General features: G+C 59.6%; 20 protein-coding genes and 3 pseudogenes. 12 read left to right on the top strand and 11 right to left on the bottom strand.

Annotated features, from left to right (window positions below):
* The first annotated feature begins 30 nt into the window (after window positions 1-30).
* The 7 genes from IPK75_00200 (at window position 31) to IPK75_00170 (ending at window position 7,183) form a co-directional block, all read left to right on the top strand.
* Window positions 31-801, top strand: coding sequence for a hypothetical protein (locus tag IPK75_00200; protein MBK8196760.1), 771 nt, complete (start codon window positions 31-33; stop codon window positions 799-801).
* 45 nt (window positions 802-846) lie between these two features.
* Window positions 847-2,334 (top strand): glycosyltransferase, encoded by a 1,488-nt coding sequence (locus IPK75_00195; protein MBK8196759.1) that lies wholly within the window; start codon window positions 847-849, stop codon window positions 2,332-2,334.
* 944 nt (window positions 2,335-3,278) lie between these two features.
* Complete coding sequence (locus IPK75_00190) at window positions 3,279-3,704, top strand: hypothetical protein (GenBank protein ID MBK8196758.1); 426 nt, start codon at window positions 3,279-3,281, stop codon at window positions 3,702-3,704.
* Window positions 3,705-3,727: 23 nt separating this feature from the next.
* A complete protein-coding gene (locus tag IPK75_00185) occupies window positions 3,728-4,126 on the top strand; it encodes a hypothetical protein (GenBank protein ID MBK8196757.1) in 399 nt (132 codons plus the stop codon).
* Between the two features lie 214 nt (window positions 4,127-4,340).
* Complete coding sequence (locus IPK75_00180) at window positions 4,341-5,426, top strand: hypothetical protein (protein ID MBK8196756.1); 1,086 nt, start codon at window positions 4,341-4,343, stop codon at window positions 5,424-5,426.
* A 161-nt stretch (window positions 5,427-5,587) separates the two neighbouring features.
* Window positions 5,588-6,385, top strand: coding sequence for an ABC transporter permease (locus IPK75_00175; GenBank protein MBK8196755.1), 798 nt, complete (start codon window positions 5,588-5,590; stop codon window positions 6,383-6,385).
* A 51-nt stretch (window positions 6,386-6,436) separates the two neighbouring features.
* Window positions 6,437-7,183 carry an ABC transporter ATP-binding protein gene (locus IPK75_00170; protein MBK8196754.1) on the top strand — a complete coding sequence of 249 codons (747 nt, stop codon included), beginning with the start codon at window positions 6,437-6,439 and terminating at the stop codon, window positions 7,181-7,183.
* 25 nt (window positions 7,184-7,208) lie between these two features.
* Here the strand turns inward: IPK75_00170 and IPK75_00165 are convergent, their stop codons facing one another.
* The 5 genes from IPK75_00165 to IPK75_00145 all read right to left on the bottom strand — a co-directional run bounded on the left by IPK75_00165 (window position 7,209) and on the right by IPK75_00145 (window position 10,668).
* A complete protein-coding gene (locus IPK75_00165) occupies window positions 7,209-7,790 on the bottom strand; it encodes an N-acetyltransferase (GenBank protein MBK8196753.1) in 582 nt (193 codons plus the stop codon).
* A gap of 344 nt (window positions 7,791-8,134) precedes the next feature.
* Complete coding sequence (locus IPK75_00160) at window positions 8,135-8,638, bottom strand: hypothetical protein (protein ID MBK8196752.1); 504 nt, start codon at window positions 8,636-8,638, stop codon at window positions 8,135-8,137.
* 121 nt (window positions 8,639-8,759) lie between these two features.
* Window positions 8,760-9,128 carry a glycosyltransferase gene (locus IPK75_00155; GenBank protein ID MBK8196751.1) on the bottom strand — a complete coding sequence of 123 codons (369 nt, stop codon included), beginning with the start codon at window positions 9,126-9,128 and terminating at the stop codon, window positions 8,760-8,762.
* A 66-nt stretch (window positions 9,129-9,194) separates the two neighbouring features.
* On the bottom strand, window positions 9,195-9,536 hold the full coding sequence (locus tag IPK75_00150; GenBank protein MBK8196750.1) for a hypothetical protein: 342 nt from the start codon (window positions 9,534-9,536) through the stop codon (window positions 9,195-9,197).
* A complete protein-coding gene (locus tag IPK75_00145) occupies window positions 9,490-10,668 on the bottom strand; it encodes a hypothetical protein (protein ID MBK8196749.1) in 1,179 nt (392 codons plus the stop codon). The genes IPK75_00150 and IPK75_00145 overlap by 47 nt, the downstream gene beginning before the upstream one ends.
* Before the next feature lie 237 nt (window positions 10,669-10,905).
* On the opposite strand from IPK75_00145, the pseudogene IPK75_00140 reads away from it, so the two are divergent.
* A pseudogene (locus IPK75_00140) lies at window positions 10,906-11,289 on the top strand (aspartate 1-decarboxylase).
* On the opposite strand, the gene IPK75_00135 reads toward IPK75_00140, so the two are convergent.
* Window positions 11,284-11,673, bottom strand: a complete 390-nt coding sequence (locus tag IPK75_00135) for a TrbI/VirB10 family protein (protein MBK8196748.1) — start codon at window positions 11,671-11,673, stop codon at window positions 11,284-11,286. The pseudogene IPK75_00140 and the gene IPK75_00135 overlap by 6 nt on opposite strands.
* A 386-nt stretch (window positions 11,674-12,059) precedes the next feature.
* Here IPK75_00135 and IPK75_00130 point away from each other — a divergent pair.
* Window positions 12,060-12,324, top strand: a pseudogene (locus tag IPK75_00130) (DksA/TraR family C4-type zinc finger protein).
* A gap of 184 nt (window positions 12,325-12,508) precedes the next feature.
* On the opposite strand, the gene IPK75_00125 reads toward IPK75_00130, so the two are convergent.
* The 5 genes and pseudogenes from IPK75_00125 to IPK75_00105 form a co-directional block, all read right to left on the bottom strand.
* Complete coding sequence (locus IPK75_00125) at window positions 12,509-13,273, bottom strand: FAD-dependent monooxygenase (protein MBK8196747.1); 765 nt, start codon at window positions 13,271-13,273, stop codon at window positions 12,509-12,511.
* Window positions 13,257-13,535: an FAD-dependent monooxygenase gene (locus tag IPK75_00120; protein ID MBK8196746.1), complete on the bottom strand. Its 279-nt coding sequence runs from the start codon at window positions 13,533-13,535 to the stop codon at window positions 13,257-13,259. Before IPK75_00120 ends, IPK75_00125 begins: the two co-directional genes overlap by 17 nt.
* 74 nt (window positions 13,536-13,609) lie before the next feature.
* Window positions 13,610-13,846 (bottom strand): FAD-dependent monooxygenase, encoded by a 237-nt coding sequence (locus tag IPK75_00115; protein ID MBK8196745.1) that lies wholly within the window; start codon window positions 13,844-13,846, stop codon window positions 13,610-13,612.
* Window positions 13,847-13,849: 3 nt separating this feature from the next.
* Window positions 13,850-14,578: a fumarylacetoacetate hydrolase family protein gene (locus IPK75_00110; protein ID MBK8196744.1), complete on the bottom strand. Its 729-nt coding sequence runs from the start codon at window positions 14,576-14,578 to the stop codon at window positions 13,850-13,852.
* A gap of 106 nt (window positions 14,579-14,684) precedes the next feature.
* Window positions 14,685-15,702: pseudogene (locus IPK75_00105) on the bottom strand (VOC family protein).
* An 82-nt stretch (window positions 15,703-15,784) separates the two neighbouring features.
* Here IPK75_00105 and IPK75_00100 point away from each other — a divergent pair.
* The 3 genes from IPK75_00100 to IPK75_00090 all read left to right on the top strand — a co-directional run bounded on the left by IPK75_00100 (window position 15,785) and on the right by IPK75_00090 (window position 20,213).
* On the top strand, window positions 15,785-16,414 hold the full coding sequence (locus IPK75_00100; GenBank protein ID MBK8196743.1) for a TetR/AcrR family transcriptional regulator: 630 nt from the start codon (window positions 15,785-15,787) through the stop codon (window positions 16,412-16,414).
* A gap of 480 nt (window positions 16,415-16,894) precedes the next feature.
* Window positions 16,895-18,022, top strand: coding sequence for a toll/interleukin-1 receptor domain-containing protein (locus IPK75_00095; GenBank protein ID MBK8196742.1), 1,128 nt, complete (start codon window positions 16,895-16,897; stop codon window positions 18,020-18,022).
* Window positions 18,023-18,143: 121 nt separating this feature from the next.
* A complete protein-coding gene (locus tag IPK75_00090) occupies window positions 18,144-20,213 on the top strand; it encodes a WD40 repeat domain-containing protein (protein ID MBK8196741.1) in 2,070 nt (689 codons plus the stop codon).
* Window positions 20,214-20,385: the final 172 nt, after the last annotated feature.

Here is a 20,385-nt window from a genome sequence, read left to right as displayed (position 1 = left end):
TGCGAGAGTAGCCTATCCTCAGGGGTTGGCGTGGCCAGGATTTCATCGAAAGCCAAGATTGGCGATAACTGCCGCATTGCTGAAACGGCAGTCGTTCACGAGAACGTCGAACTTGGTTCAGATTGCGAAGTTGGCGAATACTGCATCCTCGGGCATCCAGTCGCGGGCAAGGTATCAGGGCAACCGCTGCGCATTGGAAGGCGTGCTATTATTCGTTCGCACACGATCATGTATGAAGGCTCCTCATTCGGTGACGACCTTCGTGTCGGACATTCCAGTTTGGTTCGCGAGGGTATTGTCGCCGGAGTGAACTTACAGATCGGAACTCTCAATGATCTGGAAGGTGACTGCGCGATAGGTGACTGGGTGAGATTTCACTCAAATGTTCACATAAGTCGGGGAACACGGGTCGGTGACCTGGTTTGGGTTTTTCCTTATGTTGTGACCACCAATGACCCAATTCCTCCTTCGGGCTTGCAAGTGGGTTGTACTCTAGCCGCGGGAAGCGTTGTGTGTACGTCGTCAATCCTGCTTCCCGGCACGCATCTGGGTCAAGGCGCATTTGTGGGCGCGATGTCGAGAGCATCAGGAAACGTGCCGGCTGGCGCACTTCTTGTGGGAAATCCGGGAAGAGTCATCGGGAGCGTCAGACGGCTCGTGCACGCTCAAACGGGAAAAAACCATCCTTGGATGACACACCACGCTTCCGCTTACCCACCAGAGGCCCAATCGCGAATCAAACAAATATTGCGAGATCTGGAAGAGGCGTGCGAGCAGCTTGAAGCAAAGTTGGCTTCGTAGAAGATGAAGCGCTGATTTTCGAAAGGAATAATTGTGCGCATACTCATGCTAGACAAAAACTGGCTGATAGATCGCCGCATTGCATTGATGATTAAGACCATGCAGGCGGACGGGCACGATTTTCGGGTGCTTTACGTTCAGGAACCTGAAGGTCGATGGGAGCGCACCCCAATGGAGGTTCCTACCGTCGCAATCAATCTGGAGCCGGAGCAGTTTGCGCCGATAGGAGATGGATTGTTTCCAACGCCGCCCCACGTCAATGAGGTCGTGCAGCGCGGACGCACGGATCCACGACGAAAGCGAAGCCAAGATAATCTCATAAGATCTGAGATGTTAGCGCCGGGGCCAGGTCGACTGCGCAGAGGCGCCTTGCTTTCCCTTCGGGCGCCTGAGGTCGCAATCGAGTTGCTGCCTCATCTATCCATGCCAGCGATTTTGCGCGCGCCCCTCGGGCTGTTTTATTCTTTGCTGAGCGCGGTCTCAAAGTTGGGACAAGCCACGCGCGCGCCGGCCGATTTTCTCAGCGATCCTGTTCGCTCTGCCGCGGGCGTCCCTCTGCATTATTGGGACAAAAGCGTCGTCCGCTATGCGGAGCAAATCTGGCGGCCGGACATGGTGGTGGCGAATGACTTTCCAACTCTGCGCGCAGCACTTGAAATCAAACGCAGGATACGCTGCCCAGTAATTTTGGATGCACATGAGCTTTATTCTTATCAGCCAAATGTGCCTCACAACACAGCCAAGCAGATTTTCCGAGAAGAGAGAGTTCTCGTCCGTCATCTGGATGGTCTCATCTTGATAAATCAGGAACACAGGAAAGTTGTTCAGCGAGACTCCCCATTTCGGGGAAAGACGGCGCTTTGCCCAAACGCTACCACTCAGCCAGAAGGATTTGATATCCGAGTTCGCTACGATCGGATCCGCGAAAAAGCTCCGATTCCGGATGACCATAAGATAATGCTGTTTCAGGGCGGAATAAACCGCGCTCGCCGAATTGATTTCTTGTTGCAAGGACTTGCGCAGGCGAAGAGTCGCAAGGTCCACCAGGTCTTCCTGACATTCGGACAGGAAGTTGAAGAGTTCAAAAAGCATGCACAGGACTTAGGGATTTCAGGGCGCGTTCATTTTCTGCCTTTCGTGCCCTGGGACGACGTGTTGTTTTGGGCAGCGTCTGCTGATTGCGGTGTAATGCCGTATCAGGCGACAGATCAGAACACGGCGATCTCTTCGCCCAACAAGATGTATGAGTTCATTGCGGCCGGCACGCCAATGATCGGGTCATCCGATCTGGTAAACGTGAACAAGATCATTTCCGAAGAGGGGTTTGGAGTGAGCATTCCTCTGCGTACTGTTGCGGACTATGCAAATGCAATCGATTTGATGTTTGATGAAGCGCTGGGCGGGCCTGAACGTTTTCGCTCCAACCTGATCGATAAACACCAGAAGTACCTCTGGCAAAATGAGGTGTCCGGCGCGGTCGAATTGTATCGTGGCGTGATCTCGCGTCACAGGAAGGCGAGGCTGCGCCGATGAGCTCGGATACTAGCCGGGAGACCGACGGTGGGTCTAAAGATGATCGCTTTCCGATCATGCGCAAAGCCGGAGAATTGAATGTTGGCTCAATCCAGCTCACTCTCGTTTCCCCGTTGTTTTGTGGGGACGAGGGGCGCCCTCAGCGACCCGTGGTGCCACTTTTCAATGACAATGATGTAGATCGAGCAACTGATCCTTTGGACGAATTTGCGAAGGATGTCGGGCACGATACATTCTCGTTTCTCCATCGCCCCTCGACGACATCAGGAGTCACACTGCGTGAACTATTGAGCGGCGGTGCGAAGCCGTCGCCTGTGCGCATCTCTCTCAGACTCACTCGGGAACAAGCGCTGGAAGTTGTTTCAACCCGCCAAATTGATTTCGAGAGTCGGACTTGGCAACTCGATATCCGCGGATCAGCCCTTCAAAACCTGATTGAGGGCTTGTCCACTGTGGTATCGGCCAGTTCGCGCGGTGAGACCACCTGGTTCGCATTGCTTATCATTCCCCAAGCAGAATCGGGGTTACGGACCTTCCGCTGGCGGACGAAATTATTGTTTTCGAGGACGATTTGTTTGGTTTCCTTGAGGAGCGCGTGGTTCCCGGGGCCAGAGGCTTGCCATGCCTTTTGCACCTCTCACCCAGCTCGGTGAGGGAGATTGTAGATTTTGGCTCAACACTCATCAACATTCCCGGAAACCGAACTCTATCCGTGATCGTGGCCAAGTCACCAGAGTCCCTCATTCGTCCCGGCTCAGCGAGTATTCAACACATTTGGCAGGCGAATTCTGCGGAGTTTCGTAAAGTTCAGAAGCTCAGAAGGCAGATCGCTACCATCGCCGATCAGAGTCGTTTGCCGCTGTGGGAGGCGACTGCATCTGACGCGCGCGAGCCGCAGCTGGCTCTCAGGACGCGCTGGCGTATTGAGCTTCAGGCGCGCGTTGATGAACGTTCGTTCAGCAAAGGTGGCCCCAGTGCCGCGGGTCCGCATCTGGTTCTCAGGTCTGGTCGTTGCCGATGGAGAACCTGAGAGCCTTCGCAGCGGATATGGGCGCGTCACCCATCGATTTAAATCGGGTAAGCTTTTCAGCATTGGCGCCAGCCGCGGTCGTCCTGTTGCAGGACAGCGCAACGTTGAAGCAATCCGTAGTCTGATCGAGCATGCGCTTTTTGCATTCTTTGATCGCGATACCGCTATCTCGTCGACGGATGGCCGGTACGCCGGTCAGATATGCAGCGCGAAAGTCAGTTTCGTGACAAATTCTGATGAAGTCAGAATTCTCATGCGCAATCCCGCTGATCCCGATCGCGTAGATGTGTCATTCGTCTTGCAGCACCAATCTGCCTTGGGTCCGAATTGGTTCGGCTAGGGTTTGAAAAAGGACTTATGGCGATGCGAAAGGCGGCCCGCCTCGATCCAAATCTTGAAGGCGGATCGAACGAAAATAGAATACCCGACGGATTGCACGCCCAGAGCATGCTTTCCGAGCAGGAGTTGGCAGAAGCGTATCGCTTGCTGGGACACTTTGAGGCCAACAAGGCTGCACACTCTGAAAAACTGTTCAATGCAGCTTCCATGCTCGACCGACTGAGCCTAGTCGAAGCCGCACTAAGGAAGAGGGTGGGGCGGGTTCCATGTGGCGCTTTGCAATCGCGCATCGAAACGCTGAAGAATGGGAGAATCTGTGTGGCAGTCGATCCCGATAGCTTATGGGGCGGCGACTACTTGCTAAAACAGATGCGCGAGCTCTTCAGCGGCACTTCGACCTTTGAGTTCAGGTCTCCCGACTGACAAGAAGCTCGTGCGCTGGCCTAGAGGAGAGGACGGTACACCAAAACGTGAGAGATCATCTTGAGGTGCCTTTTCAACAGTGGGATATCAACGGATCTGAGTGATGCGTCCAAGCGGCAGATCTTTGCGCGATGCGGGCTTTGGAACGTTATCTGGTGCATCGTCTCCGTTCGCTAAAACGCAGGTCGCATTCAGTAAATTCGATGAGGGAAATATGGCGGACCTGCCTGATCAACAACAATTCCGGGAATGGCTCATCGCTGCGGAATCTGCTGAAGCCAAGGGCGATTGGTCAATGGCGTCTAGTTTGCTTTTTCAAGCACTTCGCATTGAAAGATCTGCAAACCTCGCCAGTCGCTATGTCATCGCACTGTGGAAGGCGGAGCGTTTTGAGATCTGCGAACGTGACACGGCGATATTGGCTGCCGAGTATCCGCACGATTCCGAATTGGCTGAGCATGTGGTCCGCGTGTCAGATTTTATGAAGTATCATCATGTAGCGCGGTGCGTCGAAGCGTTTGAAAATCAATCGTTTACTGAAGCGTTACGTCACGGCATTCGTGCCTCGAAGCTTTGGCCGGATCATCCCTGGGTCGCCAACTACATAGAAATGAGCCAGTTGCGCGCGCCTGGATTTGGAAATCGACTAACGCAGGACAAGCGACGCATTTTCATAGCTGGGTGCGGACGTTCCGGAACTTACCTGCTGTCGGCCATGATGCAGTGCTTTGAGGATACGTACGTGCATCCCGGCGAAGCACCGGCGGAGGCGTTTGCGCTGTTGGAGGACGCCGCCTCGACGCACGTCATCAAGAGAGTAAGTGACAGCTACAAGACGTTGCATCTGGTGCCAGAAGATATCGGGCTGATACATATTGTTCGGCATCCATTCGATGTATTGACGAGCGAACACATGGGTACATTTCGATACATCAAACCGAACGACTGGAATGCCGAGATTGACTCGATGCGCCATCTCAAACGAGCAAATCATCTCGTCATTCGCTATGAGGACCTTGTTAGAGGGCCTGACAGTCTACAATCAATCATTCAGGCCAAATACGGACTGAATCCGGCTAGAAAGTTTTCTGAATTTCACCTAGTCGCGCAAGTACCAGGCGAAATTTCAGAATCCATGCATGGCTTGCGCGCCCCTTCCGAGTCCTCCGTACAAAAGTGGCGTCGCGACATTCACGAGCAAGGCTACCTTCGCTCTATTTGGCCTGACATAGAAACCAACTTCAATTGGCTTTGCTCTGAGTTCGGATACGAGCCGATTGGCGCCGAGTTCAAGCCCTGAGGCGAAAGTTGTTTCCGTTAAAAAAAGTTATAAAATTCAGTTAGTTGGGGGGGAGGTTCGTGGTGACCTTTTAGCTTGCGGATGCGGGGTGGCTCAACTATCAAATGGTTCTGGTTCGCGGACAATGGGTCGTAGTAGTGTCAGGAATTTATCGAAACCAGTTGTCGGAAGATTCGACGCTGGGGCAATTTCGCACATGGTTTGGGTACCGGCACCTTCTGTTCCACCTGGTGGCGTCGGACCTGCGATCACGTTATCGGCGCACTTATCTCGGAATATTGTGGGCGATAGTCTGGCCCATGCTTTTCAGTTTCATTTTTTCCTTTCTGGCCGTGAACATCTTCGACGTGCCGCTCTCGACCTATATCGCCTACGTTGTAACAGGATTCGTGATCTGGGATTTTATTGCCGGCTCCATAAACGGTGGTACTGTATCGTTTCAGGCGGCTGAAGGTTATTTGAAGCAGGTGCGCTTGCCTCTCATCCTTTTCCCGATGAGAACCGTCACGTTTCTTGCCGCCAATTTCATGTTCGGAACGATTGCCGCTGCTGTGGTTATCGCTGCAACGACGCCGTCTTCAATATCCTGGACATGGATTTTTTGGCCTCTTTCCTTGTTGATGACTTACATCCTTGCGCTTCCCCTGGCGACGATTAGTGCCATAGCGAACCTCAAGTACCGCGATTATTCACACGCGGTCAGCTTGATAGTGTTTCTGATGTGGTATCTCAGTCCAGCCTTGATCGCCCGTGAAGTCTACGAGAAAGAAAATCTGAAACTTTTCACCGACTTGAACCCGTTTGCCTCGCTAATCGACATTTTCCGGGATCCGATGCTCAATGGCCTGGCGCCGAGCCAGCATGACATTCTTCTTGTGCTGTTCTATTCAGCGGCATTGTGGACAATCAGCCTCGCGTGGCTAGCAGCTGAACGCAAACGTCTTGTCTTCTACCTTTGAAGTTTTGAGCAGCAGTTAGGATCTCGGGTTTCCATGGCCGACGGTGCAACGATCAGCGCAGCCCATATCGGGCTAGATGGCGTGAGTCTCGACTATCCGTCTGGCCCGCTCGTTCAGCGTAGCCTCAAATCGTTGCTTTTCAAGCCATTTGGAATCTCTGAAGCGAAGGCGCCGGTGCGAACAGTCCGCGCGCTCGATCAGGTCAGTTTCGAGATTCGTCATGGCGAACGGATCGGAATTGTCGGCCGTAACGGATCCGGGAAGTCTTCCTTTTTGCGGTTGGTTGCGGGAATTTATCCTCCGTCCGAAGGCATCGTGTCGGTGTACGGGCGTATTCAAGGTATGTTCGATATCAGCCTCGGCTTTGAAGGCGAAGCGACAGGACGCGAGAATATCATCTATCGTGGTTTGGTGATGGGGCTGAGTGCATTGGAGATCCAGAGCCGCTCTGCTGATATCATTGCGTTTGCCGATATCGGCGACTTCATCGACTATCCTGTGCGAGTTTATTCCAGCGGCATGGCCGTGCGGCTTGCTTTCGCTATTTCCACTTATCTCCAAGGAGACATCCTGTTGATAGATGAGATTCTCGGCGCTGGCGATGCTTCATTTCAAGCCAAAGCGGCCGCGCGAATGGCAAACTTGCTCGATTCGGCCTCAATTGTCGTGCTTGTCAGTCACGACATGGCCACGATCCGTCGAGTGTGCTCGCGCTGCATCTGGCTTGACAATGGACGTGTTTTGGCGGACGGCGATCCAGACCGCGTCACCGAACAATACATCAGTGCGCAAACGTAGCGTTCTGTCTCTCATCAGTCTCAATTCATTCAGCGCTGCGCAGCCTTCCGCTTTCCAGCACGTACGCATCGCCCTGGCGGGGACAAATCAAGTCCGCTCCTAAAACTTCGCCTGCTTTGGAGACCCAGCCAATTCGCTTTGCAGGCACTCCCGCCATCAATGCATATGCGGGAACATCTTTAGTCACCACAGCGCCGGCAGCAATGAAGCAGTATTCGCCAAGTTCCGTTGCGCCGTTGGGCGCACCGCAGACAATGGTCGCATTCGCTCCGATTGTTGCGCCTCGGCGCACGATCGTCGCACCAAATTCATTCTTCCGGCTGACAAATGCACGCGGCGTCAGCACGTTTGTGAACACGCACGATGGACCGCAGAATACATCATCTTCCAGCGTCACGCCTTCGTAGATCGCGACGTTGTTCTGGATCTTGCATCCGCTTCCAACAGAAACCTTCGGGCCTACCATCACGTTCTGGCCCAAAGAGCAATCGGCACCGATACTCGTTTGACTCAACACATGAACAAAGTGCCAGATTTTCGTTCGCGCACCGATCTCGACCTCAGGATCAATAACGGCGGATTCGTGAGCCCACCATGTGGTGTTCATGATATACAGTTCCTGAACGATTGTTTTTCTAAATGACCTTTCGAATACAGAGGCTCAACCACATGTGCAAGTTTGGTGCGAAGCCGAGCGCCGATTGTGTGTAGGGCCCGTGCCAACTCATCATTCGTCTTGGAACTCTTTGTGGCCTCGGTTTACCCCCAGCAGTGACAGCCGCTGCATCTTTTGCAGTCGTCCAAGCATCGCAGGATTCTAAACGGCGACACGGTTTCTAGTCGTCGCTTTGCCTCGTGAGAAGCGCAAGGTCTGCGTCAGGCCGTTGCTATCCCGAGAGACTCGATTTTAACGAGTGGGCGGCGGTTCTGGCTTCTGTAACCGACACTGCGCTAAGTCTTACGATTTACCGCTGTCCGGCGCGCAATCGTATGCATTGGGTTCCAGACCATCGCGCGCAGCAGCGCGCCGAGGCTGGCCGTGCGGTGCGCCTGCGTGATGCGCCGCTCGCGCCAGACCGGGCCGAGACCTTTCACCGCCAGGATCAGCCCGTCCATCGCGGCGCCAAACCGGCCTGTCATCAGCCCACGGAAGAGGATCGCCGCTGTCAACGCCAGATGGCCGGGCAGGGTGAACAGCAGCAGCGGCAGCGGCATGCATTTGAGATAGACCCACAGCCGGTTGCGCGTGCCGTATCTGACGGCAAATCCGGACACCTTTTTCGGAAAGCGCGCCCCGGCGTGTGAAACAACCGCATCCGGAAGGAAGACACAGTCCTCGCCTTCCAGCCGCAGGCGAAAGCCGAGTCCACGTCTTCGCAGAAGCAGAACAGTCGTTCGTCGTATCCGCCCGCCGCCATGAACGTCTCGCGGTGATAAACTGCGCTTGCCCCGCATGGGGAAAAGCAGGTGCCTTCGGCGGGCAGGTCCGCGACAGGACGGCGATACCCGCCCCGCCAGGGAATGCCGAAGGCGAGATAATTGTCGCCGGCGCCGTCGAGCTTCGTCTCATCGTGCATCAGAGCTGGGTGCAGGCGAAACTCGTGACACCCGGATGACGATGCGTGCCGGCCAGCACCTGTGCCAGCCAGTCGGGCCGGGCGGCGGCGTCCGGATTGAGCAGCGCCAGCCAGGTGCCGCGCGCCTGCGCGGCCGCCAGGTTGTTGCCGCGGGCAAAGCCGTGGTTCTCGGGCTCGCGCACCAGCCGGAAGGCCGGCAGGCCGCTTGCATCAAGCTTGTCGATCGATCCATCCGAGGACGCATTGTCGAGCAGGATCACCTCGAACGAGCGATGCGTCTGCGCCTTCAGGGAATTGAGCGCGCCCTGCACATAGTCGCCGCCGTTGAAATTGACGATCAGCACCGAGAAGTCCGGTCTGGTTTCCAAGCGTTCCGGCTCCCGCATGCGTTTCCCGCTCAATAGGTCGGGGGCAGGGCCGGTGGCAAGGGCCTGTTACTCCATCAGGTCGATCCACAGCGCCATGGCGCTGCAGGCTTCCGGACTGTGCAAGGCGTCGCGCGCGACCTGTGTGAACTGGTCGGACTCGGATGCGGCCCAGACGCCGGCAGCCGCATCAAAGGTTGTGAACCCGATCTCGGACAGGCCGCGTGAAATCCGTGTGCAGATCACGCGGGCCGTGTTCTCGTCGCCGGTCTCGTTCAGTGTGGTGATCCGGTCGTTCAGATCGAGCCGCGAAAACACATAGTCATAAACCCGCAGGTCCGTGCCGACATTGAACGTCAGGATGTCAGCCGAGCTGACGCCTGCGTAATCCGGGAACTTCGCCCCGGCCATACTGGGTCTGGCTCGTGAACACCGACGGGATCGGCGGATCGAGATAAACGACCCATTTGCCGATGCCTTCCTTCTTGGTGCTCTTCTTGATCTCACCCGGCGGCGGCATGTCGGCGCGGATCACGAGGATCGGATCCGGCGTCCAGGAACGGATCGCAAAGGCACCGGTGGATTCCTCGGAAATCGACTGGCCGAACAGCGCGGTCGACTGGGTGTTGAGGAAGGTCGAGGCCTGAACCATGGCCGGCGCATTGAAGAAGGTAACGAGCGCCGAGGTCGGCGCGATGAGGTTAGCCGCCGTCTGCAGCGCGTTCATCACGTTCGCGCCGGCGCCGGCCTGGCGCTCATCCGCCAGCTGGACGCGGAACTTGCCCTCAATGGTCGTGTTCGGGCTCACCTTGAAATACGGTGTCGCGTAGACCGCGATGCTCTCGTTGGTCTCCCATGCTTCGCCCTTCGAATTGTCAGACCGGAAGGTCGACGAGAACAGGGCTTTGGTCGTCTTGATGTCGGGATTTGAGATTTCGAAGTCGGCGATCAGCGTACGTGTGACGTTGCGCGATCCCATCATGGTGCGCGACAGCCAGCTGCGGCTTTCCTTGTCATAGTTGCGCGTGTCTTTCTTGGACTTGAGCCCCGCGCCGGCAACTTCCTGTACGCCAAAACTGTCCGGATCGAGCGACACGATCTGGATGCGCGTATAGCGGTCCTGCAGGGCCGGACCCGTTCCCGTGATGAGCACATCCTGCTCGATCGCGACGTCGATGTAGGGCAGCAGATCCGACATCGGCTTGCCCTTCTTGCGGGCATCTTCCCTGAATGCCGTGCGCGCCGCTAGATGTCCGGCGCACCGGCGCCAGGTCGGCGGCAGGCTTTCGAACCCGTCTTCGAGTTCAAAATAGTCGTCCGGATAGTCGCCCGCGCCCCGGTCGATGTCGATCGGCGGCTCGCCGGGTTCTTCGGTGACCGGCGGCGGAGGCGGCGGAGGCGGGGGCGGCGGACTCGTTTCCGGTGCCGGCGGCGGGCTGAGGCGCAGGCCGCCAGCACCATCGCCGCGCTGCCGAGCATCAGACGGGCTGCCAGAACCAGTGTGCGCATGTTTGTCATCCCCTGCGGCTGTCTCGCCGCTCATGACAAATGGTTAACACTTTCTCCCGGCACAGGCGAGGGGTGCGTCAGGCCTCTATGACCCGCGGTAACGTCTGGGGCCGCCTTTTTCCGGCGTAAGCAAGTCTAACGGAAATCTTTACATACCGCTGCTTGTGGATTCCCGTGCCGCGGTGCAAAAGCCCCTTGCTGTCCACCGCAGCGACCCCATATTCTCACCGTGAGCAAAAGTGCTCATGCAGAACACCGGAGTGTGCCTCCCTTGTTGCTCACGATGCTGAAGGCCAAGCTTCATTCGGCCACCGTCACTCAGTGCGATCTCTATTACGAGGGGTCGGTCTCGATCGATCAGGACCTGCTCGATGCGTCCGGTATCCTGCCGCACGAGAAGGTCGACATCTGGAACGTTACCAACGGCGCGCGCATCCAGACGTATGCGCTGGAAGCCCCGCGCGGGTCGAAGACGATCGGCGTCAACGGCGCCGCTGCCCGCCACTTCGCGGTCGGCGACACGGTCATCATCGCGGCCTTCTGCGGCGTCGATGCGGCCGAAGCGCGCCAGCACGCGCCAACCGTGGTGCTCCTCGGAACAAGGCAACCAGATCAAGCGCCCGGCCTGAGGCGGGCCTCCGGGCCTCTTTCAGGGGCTGTGTTCCGGATACGGACGAAGGACCAGGTCGCGCGTGACGAGCACGCGCACCGGCGTGCCCTGCGCAATCCGCAATGTCGGCTGGACACCAAGTTGCTGGTCAACCACGCGGTCGCCTGCACGCGAGACGGTATCTGAAACGCCGCGGCGCACCGCGCGTTCAAGATCTCTTTCGCTCTCGTCGCCGGCCGCTGCGAATGCCCGGTCCCAGTCATGATCGGTGCGCCCGCCAAGGCCGGCGGCGCCGGCCGCGTCAGTGGCAGGCTCCGAGATCACGACCGAGGCGCCGTCCGGAAAGATGATGCGCTCCCAGGTAACGCGGGCGCGCTCTTGGCCGTTTCGCCCGAGCTTCAGGCTGAGCAGTTTAACCTGCGTGTGCAGATCGGTGGCAAAATGCGCGAGCGAGCGTTCATAATCCTGCGCATCAAACTCACGCGATCAAACGGCTGTGCGCATCTACGAGACGCAGGGAACGACGCGCCTCTGAACCAGCTCCGTGATCGCGACATCCACAGTCAAGTCGCTCGCTGTCCTACCGGGCTCCGGCCCGGCAAGGACTTCGACGCCCTCTACGAGCGAAAGATAAACCATGAATTCGTCTGCGTGAGTGTTGCGCCAAGGTCAAAAAGGGTCTGTCTTCGCCTGTAGACGGGACAAGTACGACTTGCCGCACCTGCCAGGTACGTTGCAGTGCGCTGAGGCCATGAAAATTCGCCGCCGCATCGCCATATGGACGACACGGGAAGCAGGCAAAGGAAAAGCGGAATATGGCAAGTGGATGGGCACGCGACGGCGCTGTTCAGGACCAGATCGACGACAGCGTGAGAGATGAACTGGCGGCTGCGCGCGCGCATGCCGCCGTCGGGTCCCGGGCTCGAAGATTGTGAAGAATGCGGGGAGACGATCCCGCTGGCTCGGCGAAAGGCGCTGGCCGGCGTGCGCACGTGCGTCGCGTGCCAGTCAGTACGCGACAAACAGCCGAGATTCTCCGTTTTCAACCGGCGCGGCAGCAAGGACAGCCAACTGCGCTGAAGTCTGATCGGAGTCGAAGGCCGCCATCACCGCAAACCGGGCTTCGCGCTGGCAGGCGCCGGCCTATTCAACGCCCGGACCGCGCGCGTTCGCCCTGTTCCAGGATTGCTTCAGTGTTTCAGGATGTCCGGTTCCAAACACATAGCGATCCGGACGGACCAAGACGGCTTCCGCTCCGGTCTTGTCAAACCACGCGGCAAGCTGGTCGGCGAAGGGCGCGATGCTTTCCCTGAGCCAGATCGGCGCGTGACAACAGCCAATGGTCGCGGCTCAGACAGTCGTCGAGACGCGCGCCGTTGGCGGCGACGGCCTGAGGGAAATAACTTCCCGCCGCCGCGCTGCCAGCGGCAATCAGCCCTTCGGAAATCGGCGGATAGGCGGGCGGTCCGGCGGGCAATTTGCCGAGCATCCGGCCGAGCTTGAACTTCATGTCACGCAGCAAGGCAGACCATCTGCTCGTTGTGCAGACCATCCGGCCCATCATGATCGCCATCGCGATCGTTGCACGCACATTCGGCTCGCGCTCAGGCTGATAGGTGTCAAGCAGCCTGTCGTCGGCGCTCCCTGAGGTCACTGCGGCAAGTTTCCAGGCGAGATTTGCGGCGTCGCGCAAACCCGAACACATCCCTTGTCCGGCAAATGGTGGTGTCTGGTGTGCGGCGTCGCCCGCAAGCAGAACACGGCCCTTTCGCCATTGCCGGGCGATCCGTGCCCGGAATGTATAGACCGCCTTCCTTTCGATCCGGACGGCGCCCTTGACTTTCCAGGGTTCGAGCAGCCTGTCGATGAAGGCATCGTCGCTGACCTCGTCTGCTGTTTCGCCCGGCAGGATCATGAATTCCCATCGATGGCGCCCTTCGCCCATGAGCACGCAGGTCGTCGGACGCCCGGGATTGCAGATCTGAAGGTTCGCAGTTGGCAATCTTGCATAGTCATCGACGAAAAGCATCGACCACCAGCCAGGGCTCTTCGAAGTTCAGATCTTCAAAGGTGACCGACGAGAGTTTGCGAACGGGTGAGCGCGCGCCGTCCGCGCCCACCAGATAGCGCGCCCGCACGACACGTTCGCCGCCGGGCGCGGAAAGGCGCGCCGATACGCCGTCGCCATCTTCATTGAAAGACGTCAATTCCCATTCGCTACATAGGGAGGCATTGGCCTGCATCGCCAGTGACCGCCGAAGCGCGGCCTCGACCGAAGGCTGGTGGATCATGTTGGCGGCTGGCCAGCCGCCCGCCCCGGTGCGGTCTGCGCCTTCAAACCGCAACAGAACTTCGCCGCGGGCATTCAGGAAATCATAGCGCGCGGCGCGGCGCGGCTGGTCTTCATGACTTCGTCTGCAACGCCGGCTTCCTGCAGGATGCGCATGCATTCGTGGTCGATATGGGCGGCGCGCGGAAGCGGATAGATGCCGGCCTCTTTCTCGGCAACGATGACCTTAACCCCGCGCTGCGCAAGCAATATTGCCAGGGTCACACCCGTCGGTCCGCCGCCGGCAACAAGGACATCGCAATCAAATGCCATGCGTCAGCTTTCCGCAACCATGGTCGCCTCAATATGCCCGAGCCCGTCGACTTCGCAGCGCACAACATCGCCGGCTTGCAGGAACTGGCGCGGGTCCATCGCGGCACCAACGCCGCCAGGGGTGCCGGTGAACAGGACATCCCCGGGCTCAAGTGTCATGCCAAGCGAAAGATGTTCGATTTGCTGCCAGATATTGAACACGAGGTGGCGGGTGTTGGAATCCTGGCGCTTCTCGCCGTTGACGAAGCAGCGCAGGCCAAGCGTATGCGGGTCGCCCACTTCGTCGGCCGTGACAATCCATGGCCCGAACGGCGCATGGGTGTCGAAACTCTTGCCAAGCGACCATTGCGGCGTCGCGTGCTGCCACATCCGCTCGGTCACATCATTGCCGACACAGTAGCCGAACACCGCAGCCGGCGCGTCCGCAGCGCCGATATGCTTGCCGCCTTTCCCGATGATCGCAACGAGCTCGACCTCATAGTCGTTCGTCATCGTGCCCCTGGCGATCTCGATATCAGCATACGGCGCATTGACGCTGGTCTGCGCCTTGGTGAACCAGACCTGGCGCTGCGGGGTTTCCATCTTCGACTCTTCGATATGATCGGCATAGTTTAGGCCGATCGCAAAGATCTTTCCCGGACGCTGCACGGGCGCCTCGAGCCTGACGGACGACAGAGGCAGGCCGCCGCCCGCCGCGGCCCTGGCCTCAGAGCAGGCTTCAGCGCGTCCCATTCGCGGATCAGGTCGAGCATGGTCGCGCCGAGGCCGCTGTCGATGATGTGGTCGCCGACAATGATGCCGGTGCGGGTCTGGCCTTCTGCGGTGTAGGTGGCAAGTTTCATGTGAGTTTCCTCTCTGGCCGGCGGCGCGGCAGCCGTTTCAGTCTGATCATCAGGACCATGACGAAAGCGACGAGGGCCGGTGGCGGCGGCCTGCTGCCGGCGAACATCGGATGCGGGGCGCCCCACTGGACGGCAAGAAGCGCGCTCACCGGCATCTTCTGCGGCGGGTCGGCCGCCGTGAACAGATCGCCGTCGGTCAGTGCTCAAGCTCGTTTCCGAAGGGATCTTTCCAGTAGTCGAAGATCTGGCTGCCCATGATGTGGCGGCCAACACCCCAGGCGGCGACGTGTTTCTTCGACTTGAGAAACTGATGCCCGAGCATCAGGTCATCGAGATTGGTCACTTCGAAGGCGGCGTGGAGCAGGCCGAGCTCTCCCGGGAGCTGCGCCAGGAATATCGTATGATGGTCGGAGGGCCTGTCGCCGCGGTCGCAGCGCATGAAGGCGCCGAGCGGGACGTCCCTGGCTGCCTCGACCTCGTCCGAGGTGAGGAAGCCGAAACGATCCTTGTACCAGGTCTCGGATGTCCGGAAGTCGCTGACCTTGAGCACGGCGTGGCCGATGCGGATGACATGCGCCGGAGACGCGTCGAGCCGGACGCTCTGGCGCAGGCGAGGCTTTTCAGAAGCGGTGTTGCGCGGCAGATCTGCGGCTGGTCGAACGGCTTCCTGTTCTGCCTGGCCCGCAACAACCTCGACGAGATAGCCGTCCGGATCAGTCAACCGGACAACCTTGCCGCCGCCCGGTTCGTGCAGGTCCTCGACGCGCGCGCCCTCGGAGGCCGCAAGCGTTTCCAGATCTTCAACCGACGCCGCGCGCAGGCCGACCGCCAGGTATCTCGCCTCACCCGGCTCTGTGACATGCAGGAACGCGCGCCCGTCGCGTCCCTTGCCGTAGAGCCTTCCGTTCTCCTCAAAGCAGATCAGTCGAAATCATCCAGGAAGGCGCGCATGGCCGCAAGATCGGGCGCCGAAAACCGGACGTGCGCAATATCCTCAACCCTGATCACCGGCATGGCATGCTCCTGAGGGAACCAACGTATTGACTATTTGGTCAGATATCTTGAATTTGACCAGATAGTCAACTAGGTATCGGACATGACCGACCTGTCTCCTCGCATTGCCCGCACGCGCGCTTCGCTTCTGGCGGCAGGGTTCGACCTGCTTGTCGAACGACCCATCGACGCCATTCCGATTGACGACCTGGTCGCCAGGGCAGGGGTGGCGAAGGGCAGCTTCTTCAATCACTTCAAGGACAAAAGTGACTTCGCCGCGGCGATCGCCAGGGAGGTCAGGCTTGAGCTCGAGGCGCTGGTCTCCAAAGCGAACGAAACAGTCAGCGATCCGGTTGAACGCATCGCAGGCGGGATGCGTGTCGGCCTCGAGTTTGCGATCCGGCAACCGAAACGGAGCACGGCGCTCTTGCGCAGCATGGGCACGCCGACGATGCGAGAGCATCCTTTGAACGATGGCCTGCGCGCAGACATTGAGGCGGCCGCCTCGCGCAAGCTCATCCGGCCGCAGGCTGAACGCCTCGGGGTTCTATACTGGCTGGGGCTCTGTCGGGTTCTGATGCAGGACGCCTTGATGGGCCGCATCCCTGCCAGTGAAGCTGACAGGCGTCTGTCGGATATGCTGGTGCTCGGCCTCACGGGGCTGGGCGTGCCTGCAAGGCGCGCTGCCGCAATCGCGAAGAAGCAGAGGATCGGAAGCAAAGCGGCAATCTGACCCCACGTTTGATTTCGCGCGTGAGGTCTCTGTAAGCCCGGACCTCTGTTCGGCTGAGGCCCGGGTAATCAGCGAAGGGACATCCGTTCCCACATGAGCCTGGCCTGAATGGCGAATGCGGCGCGTTCCGGCCCCTCGTTTGCATGCCTGCCGTCCAGTCGCCGCGCCGTGCGGCGGCGAAAAAGCAGGCACGTCCCGGAAGACGACTTGAAACGAGGCGGCGCGGGCTCAGACACAACACACCAGAGTGCGGGCTCCTCGGCCAGAGACGAACTTCCCGGCGCCGCAATCACGAGCCGGGTTTCGAGACCGCAGATATGCTTTGATACGCCCCGTTCGGGGTGCTTCCGGCGGGTTACCCTCAACCTCGCTTAACGCTGCTCGAAACTGATCTATCATTCAGATGATGCTGGTCGGAGGGGAGATGGCACGCCTTGATGCGGCGACAGAAGCCGCACAGTCTCCTAGGGTTTTCCTGTCATATTCTCGCAGGATGCGACTTTTATTGCCCGTCTGTCCGAGGCCCTGAGCGCGCGCGGGTATCTCGCGGATTTCGATAACTCCACCCATGACCCGGGCAATGTCGAGGCCGGCATCTCGGCCGAAGATGAATGGTGGACGCGCCTGCAGCAGATGATCACGCTGGCCGATGTCTTTGTGTTCGTCGTCTCGCCGGACAGCGCCGGCTCCCGCGTTTGCGATGAGGAAATCGCGCATGCCCGGAACATGGGCAAGCGGATCGTGCCGGTGCTTTGCCGGCCCATCGATTTTGCGAAGGCGCCGCCGCGGCTGGCGGCGCTGAACGTCAAGATTTCCTTCGCCGACGAGGCACGCTTCGACGCGTCGGTGAGCGAACTCGTCGACGCCATCGAACGGGATGTGCTGTGGCTTCGGGAGGCAACGCGGCTAGCCGTGAGCGCGGCTGACTGGCGCCAGTCAGCGCGGCCTGAACTACCGCTGCTGCACGGCGGCGAAATCAGCGCGGCAGAGGCCTGGTCCGCACGGCGGCCAGCGAGCGCGCCGGAAGTGTCGGAACTCGTGCTGGCCTATATCGAGGCGAGCCGGGCCGGAGAAACGCGCCGGCTCGAAAAGGAGCGCCGCTCGCTGGCCCGTCAACGCAGCCTCCAGAGATGGATCGGAGGGCTTGTGCTTACGGCTCTCGTGATCACGCTGGCCGGCGCGGGACTTGTCGTTCTCGGGCAACGCAATCTCGGACTGTCACGTTCGCAGATGTTCGCGCTGGCTGCACAGAAATTCTATACCGAAGAGGACTATGTACGCGGCCTGAAAATGTCTGTTCTGGCCGCGCGGGACAACTGGCTGTCACCCGCTGTGCCCGAGGCGGAGAACCTCCTGGCGTCAGGGGCGTTGAGCAGTTCCATGCTGGCGGATATACGGACCGGGGAAGACAAGTTCCTGGGCGCCTGGCTGTCTTCTGATGGCCGCCGCGTGCTGACCTGGGGCGAAAGCGGGGCCGCACAATTGTGGGACGCGGAGACCGGCGCTGCCATCGGCAAGCCCATGCGGCATCCTCGGGTTCAAGGCGCCGATGGGCCGGCCGACGCAGCGATATTCGCGGCCCGGGTCACACAGGCGAGCGGCGCCTGATGACACTGGCCTCTGATGGAACGGCGCGGCTTTGGACGCTCGACAAGCAGGAGCCTGTGGGCTCCACCATCGAGCATGACGGCCTCTCGGGCGGGAATTTCTCCAAGACGCGTCGCGCATCGTGACGTGGGGGCGAGACGGATTTGCCCGCGTCTGGGATGAGGAAGGTGCACCGCTCGCGGCGATTCCGTTGCCGCACGATACCGAATGGGCGGGCGCTGCTTTTTCCTCCGATGGCGCACGGCTGGTTACGTGGACCGACAATGGCGACGCCAGACGATTTGAAGCCCAAGTCTGGTCGGTCGGGCCGGATGCTGCAGCCATCGGTCCCTTGATCGTGCATCCCTGGGGATTGGGAATGAGCTGGGGTGACGACGCCAACAACACTTCTGTCGGCGCGGCGTTCTCGCATGACGGGAACCGGGTGTTGGCATGGGCCCACGGAATGGCCTCGATCCAGCCCGTCGGCGGAGTTTCTTCGGTTTTGCTGAAGCATGAAATGGTGATCGTGGATGAGGAACCCTGGTTGCCATCCGTTGGCGCGCGGTGGGAGCCCGGCGACAAGACGGTGACGACCTGGGGCGCTGACAACATGGCGCGGCGTTGGGATGCCGACTCAGGCGAACAATTGGGAGCGGCCTTTCCGCACGGGTCGGAACTGGACGGCGCCGTCCTTTCAGTCGATGGAAGTACGCTGCTCTCCTGGTCTAGCGGCTCCGCTCAACTCTGGTGGCTGGGCGGCACGCCCGCCTTCTCGATCGACATCGACGCAGAGCGCCCAATCCGCGGCGCGCAGTTTTCGCCGGATGGCAACCGCATGCTGACTTGGAGCTCGGAAGGCACTGCGCAGCTCTGGAATGCGTCGTCCGGAAAGAAGGCTGGCGTCGCATTCCGGCAGGACGGCGCCATTCAAGGGGCGGCGTTCTCCGCTGACGGCGACAGGGTAGTCACCTGGGGCCACGGCACCGTCCGCACCTGGCGCACAACTGGCGGAGCGCGGATCGGACGGGTGATGGTGCATGATGAGGGCGAGTATGTCATGGCGCGCGCGACCTACTCTCACGACGGGCAAAAGATCCTGAGCTGGGGGTCTCATGGCACCAAGCTTTGGGATGCGGCCACGGGTGAGCTGGTCTGGGCGTCCGGCAGCGTTACGACAAATGACGCCGCATTCTCGCGTGACGATACGCGCCTGCTGACCTCCGATTCCGGCGAGGGCATCCGGGTTTGGGACCTTGCCACGCTGAAACCCCTGGCTCCGGCGATCCGGCTTGAGCCGGAGCTGCGAAGCGCTGCGCTGTCTCCGGACGGTAGCCGGATTCTGACCGCAACGGAGGATCAGAACATCCAAGTCTGGAACGCAGCGACCGGGGCGAGGCTGGACATGCATGCGACCGGCAACACGATCCGGTACGCCGCTTACTCCGAGGACGGAACACGTATACTTACGCGCGCGTATGACGGCTCGGGACAGGAATGGGACGCCGTCTCCTTTGCCCGAATTGGCGAGCCCATTCAGGACAAAGATGTGGACCGGATGTTCGCTTATGCCGGACGGACATGGGGTCCCAGAACCGGCGGCAGAAGCAATGATGTGTTCATCGACCTGCGCACGGGCGAAACATTCGGCAAGCCGCGACAAGAGGAAGGTCTTGTTCTGGATGTCAGCCGCGATCATTCGCGCGCCGTGACGATAGGTTCGGAAAGTGGCGCCGCCGAGATCTGGGATCTTCGAACGGGGGCCTTGATTGGCCTGCCGCTGGAACAGCCGTCCTTGAGGGGGGCAGAGTTCTCGCCGGACGGAACCCGGCTGTTGATCTGGGGATCGGAAGACGACGGAACGGTCCGGCAATTCGATGTCAGCTGGACCGTTTGGCGCCCGACCCGGGCAGAACTTGCAGGCGAGATCTGCCAGCGGCGGCTGAGCGGACCGATCGTTACCGCCTTTGTGGACGACCTGCTCGACGACAGCCCGCGGATTCCTGTTCAGGATTCCGCTGGCGCTCCGATCGCCGCGGGCCTCGGCCGGATCGATGCGGTCGATGTCGCGGCGGCACCTATTTTGCGGGGACAGGAAGGCCAGGATGTATGCGGACCGTGGACCTGGCTGTCTGCGCTGCGCACCAGTCTGCCCAACGACCTGCCTTGGAGAACCTCAGGACCGGCGGCTGTCACTGAAAGCCCCCGCTAGCGACGCGGCTCGTCGTGCTTTGACCTGCCCCGGGGTTTCGAGCCAAAGTCTCGTTGCATGGCCACCGGCGGTTCAGGGACAAGCTGGGTCAGATCGTCAGCGCCGGCGACGGTCCGGGGCACCCGGTACCGTCAGAAACGCTCCAGTGACCCAGCTCCTCGGAAATCCGGCC

The organism is Acidobacteriota bacterium, from assembly GCA_016712445.1.
In the GTDB taxonomy this organism is placed as follows: Bacteria; Pseudomonadota; Alphaproteobacteria; order Caulobacterales; family Hyphomonadaceae; genus Hyphomonas.
The sequence above is the reverse complement of the archived record's forward strand: the minus strand, read 5'-3'. Positions and strand labels throughout refer to the sequence as shown.

Bases quoted from the DNA above. Each gene is read 5' to 3' on its own strand.
- IPK75_00165 (MBK8196753.1), bottom strand. From the start codon at position 7,790: ATGAACACCACATGGTGGGCTCACGAATCCGCCGTTATTGATCCTGAG.
- IPK75_00180 (MBK8196756.1), top strand. From the start codon at position 4,341: ATGGCGGACCTGCCTGATCAACAACAATTCCGGGAATGGCTCATCGCT.
- IPK75_00160 (MBK8196752.1), bottom strand. From the start codon at position 8,638: ATGCGGGGCAAGCGCAGTTTATCACCGCGAGACGTTCATGGCGGCGGG.
- IPK75_00185 (MBK8196757.1), top strand. From the start codon at position 3,728: ATGCGAAAGGCGGCCCGCCTCGATCCAAATCTTGAAGGCGGATCGAAC.
- IPK75_00125 (MBK8196747.1), bottom strand. From the start codon at position 13,273: ATGCTTTTCGTCGATGACTATGCAAGATTGCCAACTGCGAACCTTCAG.
- IPK75_00195 (MBK8196759.1), top strand. From the start codon at position 847: ATGCTAGACAAAAACTGGCTGATAGATCGCCGCATTGCATTGATGATT.
- IPK75_00100 (MBK8196743.1), top strand. From the start codon at position 15,785: ATGACCGACCTGTCTCCTCGCATTGCCCGCACGCGCGCTTCGCTTCTG.
- IPK75_00110 (MBK8196744.1), bottom strand. From the start codon at position 14,578: ATGGGACGCGCTGAAGCCTGCTCTGAGGCCAGGGCCGCGGCGGGCGGC.
- IPK75_00190 (MBK8196758.1), top strand. From the start codon at position 3,279: ATGAACGTTCGTTCAGCAAAGGTGGCCCCAGTGCCGCGGGTCCGCATC.
- IPK75_00120 (MBK8196746.1), bottom strand. From the start codon at position 13,535: ATGATCCACCAGCCTTCGGTCGAGGCCGCGCTTCGGCGGTCACTGGCG.
- IPK75_00150 (MBK8196750.1), bottom strand. From the start codon at position 9,536: ATGGCCGGGGCGAAGTTCCCGGATTACGCAGGCGTCAGCTCGGCTGAC.
- IPK75_00115 (MBK8196745.1), bottom strand. From the start codon at position 13,846: ATGGCATTTGATTGCGATGTCCTTGTTGCCGGCGGCGGACCGACGGGT.
- IPK75_00145 (MBK8196749.1), bottom strand. From the start codon at position 10,668: ATGAGCGGCGAGACAGCCGCAGGGGATGACAAACATGCGCACACTGGT.